Origin of the sequence: Labrenzia sp. PHM005, from assembly GCF_006517275.1 — a bacterium.
Taxonomy (GTDB): Bacteria; Pseudomonadota; Alphaproteobacteria; order Rhizobiales; family Stappiaceae; genus Roseibium.
The window spans coordinates 2451113-2469525 of record NZ_CP041191.1 but is presented as its reverse complement, the minus strand read 5'-3'; the positions used below and the strand labels follow the sequence as shown (position 1 = coordinate 2469525).

18 protein-coding genes are annotated in these 18413 nt (G+C 54.6%); 2 read left to right on the top strand and 16 right to left on the bottom strand.

All coding sequences use genetic code 11. The features are described 5' to 3' along the window. Positions 1-96: 96 nt before the first annotated feature. From FJ695_RS11145 to FJ695_RS11130, 4 genes are read right to left on the bottom strand one after another with little or no spacing between them, the layout of a single operon-like run. A complete protein-coding gene (locus tag FJ695_RS11145) occupies positions 97-732 on the bottom strand; it encodes a DUF3726 domain-containing protein (protein ID WP_141185519.1) in 636 nt (211 codons plus the stop codon). Beyond that, the gene (locus FJ695_RS11140) at positions 729-2411 is read right to left on the bottom strand and encodes a hypothetical protein (protein WP_209011006.1); all 1683 of its coding nucleotides are present in this window, start codon (positions 2409-2411) and stop codon (positions 729-731) included. The genes FJ695_RS11145 and FJ695_RS11140 overlap by 4 nt, the downstream gene beginning before the upstream one ends. Then, a complete protein-coding gene (locus FJ695_RS11135; RefSeq protein WP_141185518.1) occupies positions 2408-3388 on the bottom strand; it encodes a membrane dipeptidase in 981 nt (326 codons plus the stop codon). Before FJ695_RS11135 ends, FJ695_RS11140 begins: the two co-directional genes overlap by 4 nt. Further along, complete coding sequence (locus FJ695_RS11130; protein ID WP_141185517.1) at positions 3388-4833, bottom strand: aldehyde dehydrogenase family protein; 1446 nt, start codon at positions 4831-4833, stop codon at positions 3388-3390. Before FJ695_RS11130 ends, FJ695_RS11135 begins: the two co-directional genes overlap by 1 nt. Before the next feature lie 98 nt (positions 4834-4931). Here FJ695_RS11130 and FJ695_RS11125 point away from each other — a divergent pair, with 98 nt between their 5' ends. Both FJ695_RS11125 and FJ695_RS11120 read left to right on the top strand, forming a co-directional pair. Then, entirely contained in the window at positions 4932-5840 is a 909-nt protein-coding gene (locus FJ695_RS11125) for a LysR family transcriptional regulator (protein WP_209011005.1), read from the top strand. Between the two features lie 389 nt (positions 5841-6229). After that, a complete protein-coding gene (locus FJ695_RS11120) occupies positions 6230-6616 on the top strand; it encodes a hypothetical protein (protein ID WP_141185516.1) in 387 nt (128 codons plus the stop codon). 111 nt (positions 6617-6727) lie between these two features. Here FJ695_RS11120 and FJ695_RS11115 read toward each other — a convergent pair whose 3' ends face one another. The 12 genes from FJ695_RS11115 to phnC all read right to left on the bottom strand — a co-directional run bounded on the left by FJ695_RS11115 (position 6728) and on the right by phnC (position 18393). Beyond that, entirely contained in the window at positions 6728-7891 is a 1164-nt protein-coding gene (locus tag FJ695_RS11115; protein ID WP_141185515.1) for an ABC transporter substrate-binding protein, read from the bottom strand. A gap of 75 nt (positions 7892-7966) precedes the next feature. Beyond that, positions 7967-8797 (bottom strand): ABC transporter permease, encoded by an 831-nt coding sequence (locus FJ695_RS11110; protein ID WP_141185514.1) that lies wholly within the window; start codon positions 8795-8797, stop codon positions 7967-7969. Between the two features lie 4 nt (positions 8798-8801). Continuing rightward, entirely contained in the window at positions 8802-9599 is a 798-nt protein-coding gene (locus tag FJ695_RS11105) for an ABC transporter ATP-binding protein (RefSeq protein WP_141185513.1), read from the bottom strand. 100 nt (positions 9600-9699) lie between these two features. Beyond that, positions 9700-10749 carry an alpha/beta fold hydrolase gene (locus tag FJ695_RS11100; protein WP_141185512.1) on the bottom strand — a complete coding sequence of 350 codons (1050 nt, stop codon included), beginning with the start codon at positions 10747-10749 and terminating at the stop codon, positions 9700-9702. Further along, the gene (locus FJ695_RS11095; protein WP_168206322.1) at positions 10742-11272 is read right to left on the bottom strand and encodes a heme-binding protein; all 531 of its coding nucleotides are present in this window, start codon (positions 11270-11272) and stop codon (positions 10742-10744) included. The genes FJ695_RS11100 and FJ695_RS11095 overlap by 8 nt, the downstream gene beginning before the upstream one ends. 216 nt (positions 11273-11488) lie before the next feature. Further along, positions 11489-12379, bottom strand: a complete 891-nt coding sequence (locus FJ695_RS11090; RefSeq protein ID WP_141185510.1) for a response regulator transcription factor — start codon at positions 12377-12379, stop codon at positions 11489-11491. Between the two features lie 637 nt (positions 12380-13016). Further along, entirely contained in the window at positions 13017-14225 is a 1209-nt protein-coding gene (locus FJ695_RS11085) for an aminotransferase class I/II-fold pyridoxal phosphate-dependent enzyme (protein ID WP_141185509.1), read from the bottom strand. Positions 14226-14692: 467 nt separating this feature from the next. Then, positions 14693-14884 (bottom strand): hypothetical protein, encoded by a 192-nt coding sequence (locus FJ695_RS11080; protein ID WP_141185508.1) that lies wholly within the window; start codon positions 14882-14884, stop codon positions 14693-14695. Positions 14885-15042: 158 nt separating this feature from the next. Next, the gene (locus tag FJ695_RS11075) at positions 15043-15939 is read right to left on the bottom strand and encodes a TIGR01459 family HAD-type hydrolase (RefSeq protein ID WP_141188681.1); all 897 of its coding nucleotides are present in this window, start codon (positions 15937-15939) and stop codon (positions 15043-15045) included. 5 nt (positions 15940-15944) lie between these two features. Further along, positions 15945-16760, bottom strand: coding sequence for a phosphonate ABC transporter, permease protein PhnE (phnE, locus tag FJ695_RS11070; protein ID WP_141185507.1), 816 nt, complete (start codon positions 16758-16760; stop codon positions 15945-15947). Further along, positions 16760-17572 carry a phosphonate ABC transporter, permease protein PhnE gene (gene phnE, locus FJ695_RS11065; protein WP_141185506.1) on the bottom strand — a complete coding sequence of 271 codons (813 nt, stop codon included), beginning with the start codon at positions 17570-17572 and terminating at the stop codon, positions 16760-16762. The genes phnE (FJ695_RS11070) and phnE (FJ695_RS11065) overlap by 1 nt, the downstream gene beginning before the upstream one ends. Beyond that, positions 17569-18393, bottom strand: a complete 825-nt coding sequence (gene phnC / locus FJ695_RS11060) for a phosphonate ABC transporter ATP-binding protein (RefSeq protein WP_141185505.1) — start codon at positions 18391-18393, stop codon at positions 17569-17571. Before phnC ends, phnE (FJ695_RS11065) begins: the two co-directional genes overlap by 4 nt. Positions 18394-18413 lie beyond the last annotated feature (20 nt).

The window sequence follows — 18413 nt, the reverse complement described above, 5'->3', positions numbered from 1 at the left end:
GCGCACAGACCGGCCCCGCGAAATTCGCACACGAAAGCCGAGATCCTCGATTTCAGCAAGCGTCTGAGTTTACATATCGCTCATGACATCATCGGTTCAGTCGTTATCGGAAATGCCTGCACCGGCACCCGATAGGCGGGAGGCGTCGGTCGCAGGCGCATAAGTTCGATGGGCAAAACGTTCGAGAATGGCGCGGCTGTTCTCGTCCGGCTGCGCACGCTTCGAATGAGATTGCACTGAGGGAACTTCGAATACCTGCTGAAACCCGATCGAAACGGTTGCAACAGTCACGCTCGTCTCGCCCTCTATGCGTAGCGCCTCACCGTCCGTGGCGATTTGGGCCCCCTCCCATGACAGCACCAGAGATTTCTTGAGCTGTTGTGCGGAAGTTGCTGCAAACGGCGCCAGCAGGATCGGCCGCCTCACGTTTTCAATCCGCAAAACGTTATTGTTCAAGGTCTCGGCACGATCAGACAGAGCACAGCCGGTCGAAATCGGACAAAGCCACCCGCCCCGCGAAATCCATGACAAACCAAGCACGGGCGCGCTATCCGCATAGTCGTTGCCGTCTCTTGCGACCAGGAGTTCGGCCAGTTCCAGACAGCCGTCGATGTCGCGTGCGCACAGCCAACGAGTCGCCATGGCCGCTTCTTCCGCGCCCCCCCAAGGATAACCGGCTCCACGTGCAGCCTTCTTGGCCAGAGCCTCGACCTCGTTCAGCGACATCGTCATGGGTTGCCTTCCGGATAAACCCAATAGTCGGCGTTTTTTTCTGAAAGTTCCTCGGGATAAGGAGCTCCCGCATACATGCATATCCGAACCCACCGGTCCGAGCGCGGATCGAAATGGGTCGCTCCAAAGAACGAAAGCTTGGCGCGTAGCATATCGATCGGCAAAACATCCGCGGCGATCGTATTATCACGGATCTCACCATACGGTGCGCATCGGCTGAGCTGCGCGCGGCGCACGGTATGCCGATGTTCCGGGTGTTGCAGCAGAAAGTCAGCAACGGTTTGATCCGTATTCCAGTCTGCCAATGTGGAATAGGCGGCGGCTGCGTCCCGGGCGGGTGCAAGCGGTTGTTCATAGGGTACTATGGGTTCCTCGAACCGTTCACCCAATCGTGGCTCAAGCTTCTCCTCAGAAACGTACCAAGCCCGCGCGCAGTTCGCCTTTGCATCCCAGTCCATATCGAGCGCCCAACCGAAATTGCCTTCGATCAGGTCTCGCAGTTCCGCCACTTGCATGGTTCCATCGATCCGGAACACCTCAACTCGGTCGTCGGCCATGCAATCCGCCAAACCGTCAACAAGTGCTGCGTGGGGTTCAAGAATAAGCGAGGCGAGCAATTCCTCACCCTCTTCACTCAACGTGCGTTCCGCCCAGTCCATGAGACGGTTCCAGGGGAACGGCCGATTGAAGTCGAAGTCTGCTATCTCGGCGTTCAGCAATGTCAGGTCCCGGTCCAGCTGCCCGAGCTTTTGGATCTGTATTTTGTGTTCGGAGCGCCAATTCCGTAGAGACATCTCCGCCCGTTTGAGAATGGTCCGGAAATCACGGACTTCTCTTTCGCGCGCCTGCTTTACCGCGCGTACACGGGCAATCGCCTCCTCGCGGACCATAATCCAGTTGTTGAACAGCACAGGGTGGTTCACGATATAGGGTGCCATTCCGAGACCGGTGGAATTGCCGATCCCCAGCTGGCGCGCGATTGACGGATCGAGCTTGACGGACTTTGCCCCCCCTTTTGCAAACGCCATGTGCTGCACCAGATCGCGCACGAATGTCCGTGTGAGATAGACCGACAGCATCTCGGCCTGGAAGGGCACATGCATTTCTGGCCGTGCTGCAATCTTTGCACGATCCGCTGCGCCGAATTTTCCTGAGCCATAGACGGCGGTGGTGCGCATCAGGTATCCGACATCGGCTATTCTCTCGATTTCAGGCTGGCGCCCTGCGGCAAGCGCGTCGACGACATGTTCCCAGAGCCGAACAGAGCGGTTGGCCCGCGAGAGCGAAAGTTCGGTTTCGCTGACGCGGCCCGCTTCCTGAAGCGGAACGTTCACCGCCAGACGGTCAAGGTCAGAGTCGGTTGGCACCCCATCAAACAAGGTGAAGGTCGCGTCCCATGCCTCTGCAATGACTCGGTCCGACCGCTTCCCGGCAGGCAGGTCGTGTGCAAAGGCTACAAGCGAATAGGTTCGCTCTGGCCCCGTTGCAGCATAGACCGCGCGACCCACGCCGTTTTCGTCGATGTCAAAGACTGTGCGCGAGAATGACCAGCGATCACGGGCCATTCGTCTCGTAAGAATGCGCATGAAACTCAAGCGGCACTGATGCAGCGACCCAAGCCGTTTCAAGCGCATGACGCGCGCCGGGTCACGCCGTGCGATGGTCAGGGCTTCGGTCAAACGCTGTCCTCCGGTCCGAAATTCTCGCGGAAGAAACGATACCAGTTTCCGCCCATGATACCCGCGATTTCGTCCGCATTCAGGCCGGTCGCGCGAAGTCCTTCTTCGATATTCCCGAAGTCGCGATTGTCCTGGAACCAGTTGGGCATGGGCGGAAACCCGGCATTGCTGGGCGATCCTTCCCCGTAATCCGTTGTCTTGGTCCAGCGCCCCATGCGCATCCACTCGACCACGCTGTCGGGTTGATCCTGGCAAAGATCGCTGCCGATCCCAAGGCATTGGGCACCAAATTTCTCAGCCGTACGCGCGATCATTTCGCAGAAGCTTTCCAGCGTGCAATCGGACTTGTCTTTCAGATGGTGGGGATAGACTGAAAAGCCCAGCATTCCGCCGCGCTCGGTCACGGCCTGGATCACGTGTTCGCGTTTGTTCCGAAGGGCTGGGTGCCAGGCGTAAGGGTTGGCATGCGTGATCGCGATAGGACGGTTCGAATACTCCGCCGCCTCTATGGTCGAGCGATCCGCCGAGTGGCTCATATCAACGACTAGGCCGACACGATTCATCTCCGCGATCACTTCCTTGCCCATACGCGTCAATCCAGTATCACTGTCTTCATAGCAACCCGTCGCAAGCAAAGACTGATTGTTGTAGGTCAGCTGCATGAAACGAGCGCCAAGCGTGTGGACGATCTCGACCAGGCCGACATCGTCTTCGATCGGGCTTGGGTTTTGAAACCCGAAGAAAATCGCCGTGCGGTTTGTCTCCCGCGCTCGGTCGATGTCGGTGGCAGTGGTCCCCTTAATGATCAGGTCCGCATATTGCTCGAAGTGACGATTCCATCGTTCGAAGTTCAGAACCGTTTCGCGGAACGTTTCGTGATAGGCAACCGTGACATGGACAGCATTCACGCCGCCTGCTTGCATCTGCCGGAAGATCTTTTCCGACCAATTTGCATATTGCAGCCCATCGATCCGCATCAGCTTGGCACCCCAGCGCTGATATAGGCGGTTTTGACGGTGGTATAGAACTCTGCTGCTGCCTTGCCCTGTTCCCGTGGTCCGTAGGAGCTGTCACCGCGCCCGCCGAACGGAACATGGTAGTCCGTGCCTGCGGTCGGAAGATTAACCGTGACAACACCCGTTCGGGCGTTTCGCCGGAAGTGCGTTGCCCGGGCCAAATCATGCGTGACGATACCGGAAGTGAGGCCGAAATTGGTATCGTTCACGGTAACCAATGCTTCGTCATAGCTGCCGACCCTGATGACGCTGGTCAACGGCGCGAACATCTCCTCCCGATTGATGCGCATGTTATTCGTCGTGTTCAGGAAGACGCCCGGGGACATGTAATAGCCTTTGTGCGGCCGTTCGAGCCGGGATCCGCCGCAGGCAAGCTCCGCCCCTTCGGACCTGCCAAGTTCGACGTAGGCCAGATTTTCCTGAAGCTGATCGTCACTAACCACCGGCCCCATCTGTGTCCCGTCTTCGAGTGCGTGACCCACTTTCATCGCTTTTGCGCCCGCAATCAGCTGGTCTACGAAGGCATCGTGTATCGCGTCATGGACGATCAGACGGGAAGAGGCGGTGCATTTCTGACCCGAGCCTCCGAATGCACCGCCAAGCGCGAGGGTGACGGCAAGATCAAGATCGGCGTCCTCCATAACCGCGAGCGCGTTCTTTGACCCCATCTCCATCTGCACCTTTGTCAAGTTCTGGATGGCAGACGCAGCAATACTTTTGCCGACTGGTACGGAGCCGGTGAACGAAATAGCATCGACAACCGGGCTTTCTACCAGTTTTTGACCGACGGTTCGGCCAGATCCCATAACAAGGGAGAAGAGCCCTTTTGGAATATCCTGTTTTGCAATGATTTCGGTCAGGGCGACAGCGGATGCCGGGGTGACATTGGCAGGTTTCCAGACCACGGCATTGCCGTAACACAGAGCCGGAGCGATCTTCCACGATGCCGTGGCGGTTGGGAAATTCCAAGGCGAAATGACCACCACAACGCCGACGGGCTCCCGACGGACGTCAATTTCCACACCGGCACGGACGCTGTCGGCATTTTCGCCGATCTGCCGCAGGCATTCCGCCGCGTAGTAGGTGAAGAATTGCCCGGCGCGATAGACTTCGCCCTTACCTTCGGCCAGCGGCTTGCCTTCCTCGCGGCTGAGCAGCGTGCCAAGCTCTTCGGCCCGCGCCATCAGCTCGTTGCCGATGTTCATCAACACCGCCTGTTTTCGTTCCGGCAGGTAGCTGGCCCATGTGGCTTGCGCTGCTCGTGCCGCTTCAAGTGTCTTCTCGAGTTGCGGCCCGGTTGCCTGTGTGAAACGACCAATGCTGTCAGCTAAGTCTGAAGGATTTACGTTTTCAATGTCCTGATCACCTGCGACCCAGTCTCCTGCAATTAGGTTCAACTTCGTCATCAGATGGCTCCCGGTGATGTTCCTGTGACGCCAGAGTGGACTCGATTACAGAAGTCAGTCAAACTTGAATTATTGATCTCAATTTCAGGAAAACTGAAATGGCAATCACAACGACAATGTTGCGTTGCTTTGCGGCCGTTGCCCAAAGCGGCAATCTTGCGGATGCGGGTTTACGGCTCGGGCGCACACCTTCCGCCATTTCAATGAGCCTGAAACAAATGGAAGATCATCTGGGTGCGCGGCTCTTTGAGACGGATCGCAAGAACGAGTTGACCCCGTTTGGAGAAGAAGTCTTCACCCTGGCCCAGCAACAACTTCGCCTGCATGACGAAGCCATCGATACCATCGAAACCCTGGCGCGTTCGCCCGGGGGCGTGCTGCGTATTGCCTCTGTTCCCTCCGCCGTTCCTCAAGGCTTATCGAAATCAGTTGGCGTCATGATGGCGCGGTATCCGTCTCTGCAGATCGAGATTCGGGACGCAGATTCCGATATTGTCACGGGCGCGATCATGCACGGACAAGTCGAGGTTGGAATTGTTTCCGGACAGCCGAAACTGAACGGCATTTGCGCCGAACCGCTCTTTGAGGACACTTTCGGGCTCGTGGCTGCTCCCGATCACTCTCTCATGCACTGCACGCGCGCACCGGACCTCGATGAGTTGATGATCCCGGGTTTCGTCCACAATCACCTTTGTTCGAAAATCCAGATCCCAGCAGTTCAAAAGCTGTTGCAAACGAAGCGGGTCACAGCCAGGAATACACTCTCGCTCATCAGCATGGTGCAAACTGGCAACTGGTTCACGATTCTGCCTGAGTCTGTCGTTGGTCTCCTGCCTAGCCACCTTGCATTTCGCAAAATCCGCGGGCTGGACGAAAAAAGGGTGGTCTCGCTGCTCACGCGCGAACGCTGCCTCTTCCCCGACCTGGTCAAAGAGTTCGCCACGGTGCTGCGCGCGCAAGCCTCGACGAATTTTGCCAGCGGGTGTTATGTGGCAGGGTCCAGTTAAATGAACCGGACATTGGCAATCGGCCCCCATACAGCCCCACTCAGCAAGGAGGCTTTGGCAAGGAAGTAACACCGCGACCGGTGGTAAATCGAGCGACCGCTAGGCTTTACAACTCTTCAAAAAGAAGCAATCGGCTACAAGCCTCCCCCTTCCTGATCAGACATGATGTCCGGAAATGCGGTTTTACATAAGCTATTTTGAAAAACAGCTCCAATCCACAAGCAGATTAGAAGTTTTGTCATAGGCAGATGCTTCAATTTTGAATGTGGTGGTTTCCAATAGAATGTCCGGGTCCATCCGAATTTCGGCAGCGCAGGTGGTCTCACACAGAGATTGACAGGCCAAAAACTACAGGTACCCGGGAGACAATCGTTCGTGTTTTCGCCGCTTTGGCTACTGCTGTATTTCTCACATTGCTGGCAAGTGTTAGTGCTGCATCCGCTTCCAACCGCCTTTCGCTGGAAAAATCGGGAAACTGGGTAATTGCAGCCTATGCAGACGGAAATGACGCGACCACGTTCACAAAATGCGTCATGCTTCTGCCCCTCTCACAGGACCGCTACTTCGGGCTGGGTCTCTTCACAAGCGGAAACTATGTCGTAATTCTGGGCCTTGGAGAAAATCGGGTTGTCGCAGGAACCAGCTACAATGCGCGGATCATTGTGGATCGGCGTTGGGCGTTGGATACCAGGACAGAAGCATTGGCAAATGATTCCGTCAGGTTTTTTCCCGGCAACGAAACTGCGACTTCCAAAGCACTCACAGCCATCGCCTGACCAAGGCGCCGATTTCTCGGCCAGTCCGCCGAACCGTTTCAAAGAAAACAGTTCGGCGGATAAGGTATCTGCCTTGGGAAGGTTGATTGAAAATCCAGTGCTTTTGGCGAGCTAGTTGATCACGTTGCTGTAGAACCTAGTTTCCAGCGCTTCCATATCGATTTCCTGAAGATCCGAAGGAAGCTCGTAGCCGTCGGCATCAGCATGAACTTGAGCCCTGTCGAAACTGTTCGCCCCGGCAATGAACTCATTGCTGACATAGCGTTCAACATCGATATCAATCCGAGATTGTCCGATATCCTTGAGAATCCTGAAGAAATTGTCCCACGATGGGATGTCATGCGCACCCCAGCCGGGTCGATTTGACATCGAACCTTTGAACGTGCGGTGGATCTGCATAAGGCTTTCTGTACCTGCGCGCGGACCATAGTTGGCCTTTGTCGTCGGCAAAGCTTTGAAGACGATATCTGCTGCAGCACGCGGATTGCGGTCGGCAAATTCACTGCCCATCGCCCAGCCTTTGAGATATTTTTTCAAAAACTCCAGACGGTCTGGATCCTGAAGGTCAGCCCGGCGCACGACCAGCGAATTGGACGGCAGTGGCGACCCCCGCATGCCGAGCCAGTAGTCGAAATCCAGCCCCTTGGCAGTCAGATCCGCGCGCAAGCCCTCCCAAGCCAGGCAAGCATCTCCGTTACCGCTGGCCAGCGCAGTCGTCCATGTCGGCCAACCAGCCTCGACATAATTGATTTTCGAAGGATCGACACCGACAGCTGCAAACATCGGGTCGCAAATGGACTGCCAGGCAGCAGACCCCAAAAGAACAGTCTTACCTTCCAGTTCTTTCAGATACCGCACCCCTTCACCTTTGCGAAAGGCGATGTTGAAGAGGTCGAGATTGCCACTGCCAAACACTGAGACCAGATCCATGCCAGCATTCACGGCAAAGGACAAAACGCCTGGGGAAGGAAATCCGATATCGGCCTGCTCGACGGCCAGAAACTTAACGACAGCAGTCCCGTCGGCTGGCCCTGGTTCCATTGCCGTTTCCACACCAAGATCACCAAAGTAGCCCATGGCTTTAGCCACCCAATAGGGATAATCATCCATAACTTCGATGGTTCCGCGTGGAGAAATCCATGTGTGTGGACCGTTATAAGGTTTGGCCAAAGCAGCTGTCGGCGGTAACACTCCGGAACCCAACACGGTTGTGGTGACCACGCCCTTGGCACCGATTTTCAACAGGCGACGGCGTGTGAGATCTTCGAATTTCATTGGCTTTCCTCCGAGTTAAGCATCTAAAATTTTGTATTTTTTGAAGTTTCTGTGTTTGCCGGGTGACTTCGAAAACTAGCTTTCCCACCCCGCCAGCCTCTTACCGAGCCAGAAGAACAGCGCGTAGATCGCAATCCCGGTGACCGCCAGAAGTAGGATACAGGCGAAGAACTCGGGCATCCGAAGAGTCGATGAATAGGTTGTCAGACGGCTTCCCAGGCCAAAGCCTCCACCTGACATTTCAGCTCCTACAGCAGTAATCATTCCAAAGATCGCGCCGATCATCAGGCCAACGATCACCATGGGCATGGCCATGGGTGTGCGGATCTTTAGGAATATTTGCAGAGTGCTGGCGCCGTAAGATCGCGCCAGGGAGATTTTCATGGCATCGACCCTGCGAAAACCGGTCGCAGCGTTGATCATCACCATTGGGCCTGAGGCGAGAGCGACTGCAACAATGCGCGGTGTATAGCCAAAACCAAAGTTCAGGATCAGCAGCGGCACGAGCGCAAGCATCGGCGTAGTAACCAGAAGCAGGATGTAGGGTGTGATGACTTTTTCGACAAATGGAAACTGGGTGATGATTGCCGCAAGAAGCAGTCCGATCGATGCCCCGATCGCATATCCGGAAACAAGTTCTACCAGTGTGTAACTATAGTGCTCCCCAATCGCCGCGATCTCGGGAGAAAAGAAGATCGCGGCGATTTCCGACGGCCTTGGGAGGATATATTGCGGGACGCCGAAGTACTTGAGCAAAAGCTCACCGCCGACAATCACCAGGACAGCAATGCTGACAATGGCCATTGTTTCCTTGGCGCCCTGTGCGCCTAATCCGCCGCCCAGCCCTGACGCAGTCGCCAATCCCGGCGCACCGGATGAGTTTGATGATTGTGAGATATCTGCCATTTCACTACCCCAGAACCGTCGCAACACGATGACCGGACGGCTGATGTTGGATTTCATATTTGATTTCGTTGACGAGATCGAAAAATTCGCTGGTTTCCATCAGCTCCAGCTGACGCGGACGCTGAAAGGGGACATCGACCACTTTCGAAATTTGCCCTGGCCGGGCGCTCATGATGTAAACCTTGTCGGCCAAGAAAACGGCTTCTGCGATGGAATGGGTGATCAGAATTACCGTTTTGCGTGTTTCCAGCCAGATTTCTTCAACCAGCTTGTTCATCGCGTCGCGGGTGAAGGCATCCAGCGCACCAAATGGCTCATCCATCAGAAGCACTTTCGGATCGCTCGCCAAAGCGCGAACAATGGATGCCCGCTGCTGCATCCCGCCGGATAGCTCCTTCGGCATCTTCTTGCCAAAGCCCCCCAGACCGACACGGTCGAGAAGGGCTTCTATCTTCTGTTTGTCCGGTTGATCACCGCGAATTTCGAACGGAAATTCTATGTTTTTTTGAACAGTTCGCCAGGGCAGCAGATTGGCTTCTTGAAACATCATGCCAATGCTTGCATGCGGACCGGAAATGATATCACTGCCGAGGGCAATAGATCCGGAACTAAGTTTATGCAGCCCTGCGAGCGACCATAACAAGGTAGTTTTGCCGCATCCTGACGGCCCCACAATAGAGATAAACGCGCCTTGCTCCACATCCAGATCCACATTACGCAGAGCGTGGACGGCCCCTGATTGTGTGTTGTAAGTCTTGGTTGCACCGCGGACTGCCAGCGGCATTTCTTCTTGCGTTTTCATTGTTCCCTCTTGCCCCGGAACCGCCGGAGATCAGACAAACTCTCCCGTTCGCTGCTCGGCAGTTCCAAGCAGCGGTTCTCTTTTCAGCGGGCGGGTATGCCTAAGCGTTCAGCAAATCTTTCAGATGGCTATCCACCTGAGCCATATAGTTTGGCTCAAATCCGTTAAGCCCCATGTGGCCCTCTTTTGTCTCGATGACTCGAACCGTTGCCCCGGCAATCAGCTTGCAATCTTGCTCGCATTCGTCTGGAGGAAAAAAGAGATCGTGGCTTATCGGCATAACGCATGTTTTGGCTGTGATCCGCGCTAGGGCTTCGGCCAGATTTCCATCGGTATGGCGGCCGACATCTGCCCTTTGCCATTTGTGCATTTCACACAGCAACACATTTGGATCCATAGGCTCAAAATAGGCCTTCATCACTCCGTTTATGAAATCATCCAGAGATGACATGCCCAAAACGGAGGCCCAACGCTTCTCCTGATAGAATTCGTGTGACCAACCAAGTGTAGCGACAATTTTCGCCAGCCGGTCCATCCCTTCCCGCACTTCCAATCCGCAAGAATACCAACCATTTTGCCAGGCAGGGTCTGACTTGATCGCCTCTTCTAGTGCCTGCACAAACACCTTCTGGTGCAGGGATATGCGGGCTGTTGCGGCAATGGGCGCCGCCCTCTCCACCATGTCGGGATAGGTCACAGCCCATTCATATACCTGTTGCCCCCCCATGGATCCGCCAACAATCAGTACCAGTTTTGAGATTTTGAAGAGTTCAGTTAAGAGCCTATGCTGTGCCTGAACATCATCGCCAATGCTCAACTTGGGGAACTTACCCATTGTTTGTGGTGCCGGGTTGTTCTGCGGCGATGTCGAAACGCCGCTGCCAAGTTGATCTACGACAATGATGAAGTATTTGTTTGGATCAAGAGCATGGTCCTCGCCGACATAAACATCTTCCATAATCTTACCAGTTCCGGAGAACCAGGTGGTGACTAAGATCGCGTTTGTTTTGTCGGCGTTGAGCGTTCCAAAAGTCCGGTAGGCCAGCTTCGCATCGCGCAAAGTCTCGCCGCTTTCCAGCCTAAGATCACCAAGTGCGTAATACTCAAAATGGCCCTGGGTTTCCGCCTGATAAAAGACGTTCTCAATCATAGGCCGGCCCCCACTTCAGCAACCGGGCGATAGCAGCGACACCAGCTTGGGCACATTGCTCATCTTCATTACTGCTTACACCGCTTACACCAATGCCGCCAACCACCTCACCAGAGGTCGTGGTCACTGGCAGCCCGCCGGCAAAAGCAACGAGCCCTGGTACGAACGCAGCACCAGGCAGACCCGCGTCAACGCCGTCACGCTTCTTACCGAATGATAGATCCGCCATGACACGGGTCGCGGCTCCATAGAGCGCCGATGTCACGGCTTTGTTGCGAGCAATGTTCGAACAGGCTTTGCAAGCTCCGTCTTGGCGTGCTGCAGCAAGCAGATGCCCGCCATCATCAACAACAAAAACAGTGACTTTTGCATATGCGTGATCGGCTTGATCTGCGAAACACGCTGCAATCATCTCTTGCGCAGCTGAAGCCGGCAGCACCAATTTCTTGGTCAACCCCTCCGCCGATGCAGAGACAGGTATTAACCCGATCGCAACTGCAAGAAACAGTGATCTCTTGGCCATTTTTCCTCCCAATTGACCTTTGCCGAATTCGGCATTCATTAATGCCCTGGCATGTGTCTTACCCTTCTCGTTTGAGAGTTCAGGGAAGGCACTGATGGTCTGGAGGAAAGCTATCAAAGGCGCGGCGATGCCTTCTATCGCGAACATTCGCGATAGAAGGAAGCTGGCACACTAAGCGTCAGTAATTCAAAGGAAAACTATCACATATATTGCCGCTTATTGTGCCAGAATTCCGGCTTTCACAAGTAGACTGACAAGCGCCGATGTACTGGTAACACCAGTCTTATGACGGATACTGCGGAGTTGGTGATCAATTGTAGAAAATGACCTGTCGCGAATTCGAGCGATTTCCTTGTAGCTCAACCCCCGAGCGGCAAGCCGGGCGACTTCGATTTCTGACTCGGTCAGCAATTGTAGTAGATCCGCTCCTGGCTGATCAGACGATGTAGTTATCGGTCTGGCACTGTCCGGAACTGTATCTGTCACTGAAGCGGATTGTGCCGTGATCTGCTTGGAAACAGCAATGACCGGGCTCAAGACATCTGCAACGGTGTGCTCGAAACAATCCAGCAGGCCGGAGTCGCTTGGTGCGTGATGTTCAGTCCAATCAGCACAGATCAAACCGTAGCTGCCATCTATTGTTCGCAGAGCGCTACCAAATTTTGATTTGGTCTGGGCACCGGACATTCTGTTGCGAAGGCGTTTTGAGACTCGACGGTCCTGCGTAATATCGGCAAACACAACCGGTCGCGACCCCAGCCACATCGCTTGCATGGCTGGATCCTGATTGAAGACCGCAGCCCCTCCAAAAGAGGGTACATCATAATCCGGGTTCTTTGCTTCAGCCAGGCTTGGAAAATAATTGAAGTCGCGGGAAGCGCCAAACCCGGCATCAACCCGCTGGCATCCAAGTTTTGCTCTCAGCCAATTTGTCGCTAATGACCAACACCCCGGCAAATCATCGAGATTGAGCAGCATATGAGCAGCGAGATCACGCGCTGGAGCGTAACGGACAACAGGCTGATCCAGCAGATAGCGCCGCAGTTGGCGCTGTGCTTCAAAGACATCGCCATTGAAATCAATCGATAATGCTACATTCTCAGGCATATCTGATGATCCCGACAATATGAATACGCCATATCGTGCATCAGCTAGGTCGTTCGCCAATACCACAGTTTCTTAAACTGAAACAATCGTTGGACAAGCTTACATTTCTGACCTTGTGTGTCCAATATGGGCAAATATCTGGAATGTTATCGCACTTGTTCTTCGGCACACCTCTAACAATTCACTTCGCCTTGATATAACTCACGACGCTACGCCATCATCAATAATCTCCGATCAATTCGCCTAATGTTCCGGGGATTGGCATGAAAATGCTGAAGGACCCAGAAGGCATCCCCCAGACATTGGCTCGGTTTTTCTAAGACTTCGATCCAGCACTGATCATCATTAGCATTTTTCATCTTCGGACTGGAAAACACCCGGCACCATCTGCCGCCCGTCCTAGACTGTTGTTCGTCAGGGACTTGAACGAGCACAATGACAAACAACAAGACAATCAGTGACGCATGCAGAGCATGGGTCAAACGCTGCGAACGTGATGAGATGGAGCGACCAACCCTGCGCTCATACCGCAATCACGTGGATCATCACATCGAGCCATGCATTGGCGAATACAGCCACATCTGCAGCCCATATCATGCAGGATATAAGGTTCAAGTTTCAGACCAGACCTTGGAGATTACCGCACTTCGGAGAACGCCATGCACACGACTTCAGCGGCTCGGGCAATGTCATCAGCCGTATGGTTTGCCGTGATGCTACACCTCAACCTCGCTGTCCCCTTTGCCACCACCGGATAAGGAATGCCATGGACGTAAACACCATGTTCCATGCAGTGTTTAGCGAGGAACCAGGCGCGTTTGTCTTCTTTGCAATAGGCCGGAACAATTGCTGTCTTCGATTGCAGGGTATCGACGCCGCCTGATGTCAGCAAATCACGGAATTTGGCCGCGTTCGAATGCAGGCGCGAAATCCGCTCTGGCTCCTTCTCGATCACCTCCAGGGCCGCAAGCGCGGCGGCTGCATTTGCAGGTGTCATTGCAGCTGAAAAGATGAACCCCCGCGCCTGGTGTTTCAGATATTCGACAATTTCTGCGGAAGCGCAAATATACCCGCCATTGCTCGGAATTGCCTTGGAGAGTGTTCCCATCTTGATATCGATTGCGTCCGCCCCACAGCCGAAATGCTCTTCAATTCCCTTTCCAGTCTCTCCGATCACACCAAAGGAATGTGCTTCGTCTACCATCAGGAGCGCACCATGCTCCTTGCAGACTTCTGAAATCTTCGGAAGGTTCATAATGTCACCGTCCATTGAAAACACACCGTCACTGACAACAAGCACATTTGCGTCCTGCGGAATTTGGCGCAACCGTTCATGGAGATGATCGGGATCATTGTGATTGTATCGTAGAAATTTCGCGCGGGAAATCAGGCACCCGTCAACAATGGATGCATGATTAAACTTGTCGCTGACGACATAGTCCCCTGGACCGACAAGCGCTGAAATCGTGGACAGGTTCGCATTGTAGCCGCTGCCGAATGTTATGCATGCGTCTGCTCCCCGGATATCAGCCAGGCGTTGCTCAAGCTGGGTATGAAGTGTGTTGGTACCTGAAAGCAGCCGCACGCCATGCCCACCGGTTGAATGGGTATCGACGGCGTCTTTAGCCGCCTTGTCAATCGCCGGATGCCGCAACAGGCCCAGATAAGAATAGGAACTTAGGTTGATACGCTCGCCGTAGCCTTCAATCTCCGAGCGGCCCGGTGAGGTTTGCCGTACCTCCTTCATCAACATATAGACCCCAACCTGCCTCCCCCACTCCAACGGCCAGGTCGTTTCTTTGAGTTGAAACGATCTTGAGGTCTTGGGTGAAGGAGCTTTGGCCATGAGTATATTTCCCCGAAAACAGGTTAGGATTTTTTAGTGGTACCTTGAAAGAAGAAGAGTTGAAAAGCTTTCTTTCCGTTGCAGGACCTCCTCTATATCAACTCTCTCAGAACCAGGATCGAACCAACAAAACAGCTTCCGGAGGATCCCTGGGCAGGCGAGATCAACCACGGCCGCGTTTATGCCTGGTTGATGAACAGAACCTACGGATCTGTGTGCTTCAGGTACATATATCCTTTGAACATCCGCGCCGGGCTTTGGACGGAGGCACCAAGAGATCCCGGGCACGCTTAACAGCAGAACGATCGGGAGGAGTGCCAGCGGGGCTCCCGCAACGACTAGGGCCGCTCCAGCCGCACACGCGATGGACGCCTTGGCCTCCGTGAGCGTCGAGATCTTCGAAGCAACCTGTCGGCGCCGGAAGGCTGTGCGATTGGCTTGCGCCATGAATCGGAATTGAATCAGGATCACACTGGCCGCAGAGGCCGATTAGCATCTTCACCAATCGCGAGCCAGCCAGCGATTTCTGTTTCGTGCTCTGATGCCCTGCGTTTGATATCTCGATACTGGAAAAGCCGAGAGGGCGTTGCCCGAGCTTCGCGTGGCAATATCCCTTCCGGATATTCCCGAACAAACATCAAACCAATGACAGGTTTCATAAAAACCACCTGCAGAAGTCAATGTAGATGGTTACAGCGCCAGAACTCTGCCCAAAAAGCGCGAAGTCAGGTCACAACGACGAACTTCAAGGCTGTTCCATTGAAATACTAATCCCTTTATCGGGGATTCGAGGCCCTCTACTACCGCCAATCAAGGGTCACGGCCGGTCAAGAATGTAGTCAGGGCAGATACCTGATTGCGCAATGAGTCCAGGAATCGGTGTTCCTGCAAAAAAACCATAACCCGATATCAGAGCAGACGAGACTCCCGCAGTTTGCGCCCCAAGAATATCGGTGTGAAGACTGTCGCCAACCATAACGATCCGGCTTCGGTCGGCACTACCGCCCAGGCGCTCGAACACCAGGTCATAGATATTGGCGAAGGGTTTTCCGTAAAATCGCGGTGCGACACCGGTTTTGTCAGCCAGCCGGTGCGCATAACTGCCTGGTTCCGTCGAAAATCCGTTTTCGCGCGGCGCTACGATATCCGGATTGGCGACCAGAACCGGCCGTGGATGCTCCAGAAGCGCCGCTTCCAGCAAAGCCTGCCGTTCCTCGGTCCACTCTGCCGCCCCAAGGCATAAGAAGCCTTCCGCTTTGGCATAATCAGAGCGGTCTTCTTCCAGGCGCGTGAGATCGATGTTTTCAAGGTCAGCAAGCCCAGCAGCCTTGGACAGCATGGCACCCCAATACCGTTTCGGCTCACGGGTCAAAGCGTGCAGCAGCGTCATTCTGCTCGAAATGACATTTTCCGGGGCAAAATCGTAGCCAAGGCGGGCATACTTTGCCATTAAGGTGGCATTTGAATACCCTGCGGCATTTGTCACAACAAAAACGCGCTTTCCCTTGGCCTGCAGACCGGCAACCCGCTCTGGAACACCTGGAATTGCGTGTTCGCCGATATTCAGCACCCCAAAGGCGTCGAGCAGAAAGACATCGAACTGATCTGCAATGTCATCGAGATTTCCGCACGGGGTGGCACGCCCGCCCTCTTGCGCTTCAGGCAAACGTACGCGCGCGGCCTCATAGGCCGCGAACGCTTTTTCCAATGTCATGTCGGTCAAATAATTGCTTCCCGTACCTTTGCCGAGACCCACTCGCTCAAGACGACCGCTGCCAGGATTACCAACAGGATCAGGCTGACCTGTGGCCAGGCCAAAACGTTGAGCGAAGAGGAGAGCTGTAGTCCAATTCCGCCGGCCCCGACGAGTCCAAGGACCGTTGATTCACGGATATTGATATCCCATCTGAACACGGCAACGCCAGCAAATGCTGGCGCAATTTGTGGAACGATGCCGTAAGCCATCACTTGCCACCGGGATGCCCCTGTCGCCGTTATTGCCTCAACCTGGGTATGATCAATCTCTTCAATCGCCTCATAAAGGAGTTTGGCGCAGAAACCGATTGACCGGATCGCAATTGCGACCACGCCCGCCAGAACCCCCGGTCCGATGACTGCGATCAAGAGCAAGGCCCAGATCAGCGAGTTGATAGAACGCGTAGAAACGATGATCAGCAGCGCGATTGGGCGGATGAACGTCGCTGAAGGTGTTGTATTACGCGCTGCCAGAAAGGCCACTGGCACTGCCAGACACAAGGCGATCAGCGTTCCAAGCGTCGCGATATTGAGCGTGTCCCACACTGGTTTGCCAAGCTGGGTGATATATTCCCAGCGCGGCGGTGTTGCTCTTGTCCAGATATCCTCAGCAATACGCGGAGCGTCCCAGACGAAGAACCAGGTGGTGGATTCAGATATCTGCTGCCAGCAATAGACGAAGACAGCGGTGCCCGTCAGCCAAGCTGCCCAGCGCAACAGGGTTTCACCTTGGGTCCGGCGCTGCCAGACCTTCAGGCCGTTTTTCTCAAGTACTGGCATTATTGCACCTTCGCCCGGATAATGCCGGACAGATATTCCAGCGCCATAACGATCAAGATGATGATGATCAGGATTGCAGCGGCCGTATCATATTCGTAACGGTCGAACGCTGTGTTCAGCGTTGCCCCGATCCCGCCAGCCCCAACAAGGCCAAGGATCGCGCTTTCGCGGAAATTGATATCGATCCGGTACATGCTGAGCCCAACAAGCCGTGGCATCACTTGTGGCTGGACACCATAATTGATCCATTGAAGCCAACGGGCACCAGAAGCTTTGATCGCCTCAGCCTGGACTTTGTCCATGCTTTCAATGTCTTCCGCCAGGAGTTTTGACAGGAAGCCGATGGTCGCAAAACTCAAGGTCAGGAAACCGGCCAGCGGTCCGAACCCAAAGATCGCCACGAGCAGGATCGCAACGATGATTTCCTGTAGCGCCCTGCTGATAGCCACAATCCCGCGGCACACCAAATAAACCGGTAAGGGTGCAATGTTGCGGGCCGCTCCCAGTCCAATAGGAATGGAGATCGCAATCCCCACGACCGAAGCGGCGACGGTCATGATGATGCTTTCAAGGATCCCGTCACGAATATCGGCAGCACGCGAAATAAAGTCTGGCGACGTGAAGGCCAGAATGAACGCCGCCCCCCGATCAAGACCCTCGTAGACCCGGCTCCAATTGACATCGATGGTCATGAAAGCCGCAATCAGATAGGCGGTAAACCCTATGCCGAGGGTCCAGCGAAGCCACGTGCGTTTGATAAATGGTGGCTTCTTCCACTTTTGCCCGATGAGCGCGTCCAGTTCACTGCTCATAACGCGGCGACCCCGGCTTTCTCATCAAAGCCGCCATGAGGATGATCGTCCTCATCTTCGACCTTCTCGATGGTCGCTTCCCAATCCTCTTCGCCATAGATCGATGTCAGAACATCCGGTGTCAGCTCTTCCGGACGGCCATCAAATTCGATGCTACCAAACCGCAGACCGACCACGCGTTGAACGAACATTTTGGCCAGCGCGACATCGTGGATGTTGATGATTGCCGCAAGTCCGCGTTCTTCACACAATTCGCAGATAAGACGCATAATCTGACGGGAAGTCTTGGGGTCGAGCGAGGCCGTCGGTTCGTCGACCAGAAGCAGCTTCGGGTTTTGGATCAACGCCCGGCAAATACCAACCCTTTGGCGCTGGCCGCCGGAAAGTTCATCAGCGCGTTTGTCCGCCATAGCCAGCAGGCCGACACGATCCAGAAGACGAAAGGCTTCATCGACACTTTCCTGCGGATACCGCCGCAGAAAACTGCGCCAAAAACCGACGTACCCAAGGCGGCCGGACAAGACATTTTCCATGACCGTCAAACGTTCAACCAGGGCATATTCCTGAAAAATCATCCCCATTTCGCGCCGTTTATGGCGCAGACCACCAGACGACAACGTGGTCAGTTCGGTATCTTCCAGCCAGACTTCTCCACTGCTCGGCTCAACCAATCGGTTGATGCAACGAATCATGGTTGATTTTCCCGCGCCTGATGGCCCAATCAGCGCCAGAACTTGGCCTTGCGGAATTTCCAGATCGACAGCCTTGAGTGCCTGATCCCCGGTCTTGTACGTCTTAACAAGCTTCTTCAGCCGCAGCATGAAGCCCCCTAGAATCTTAA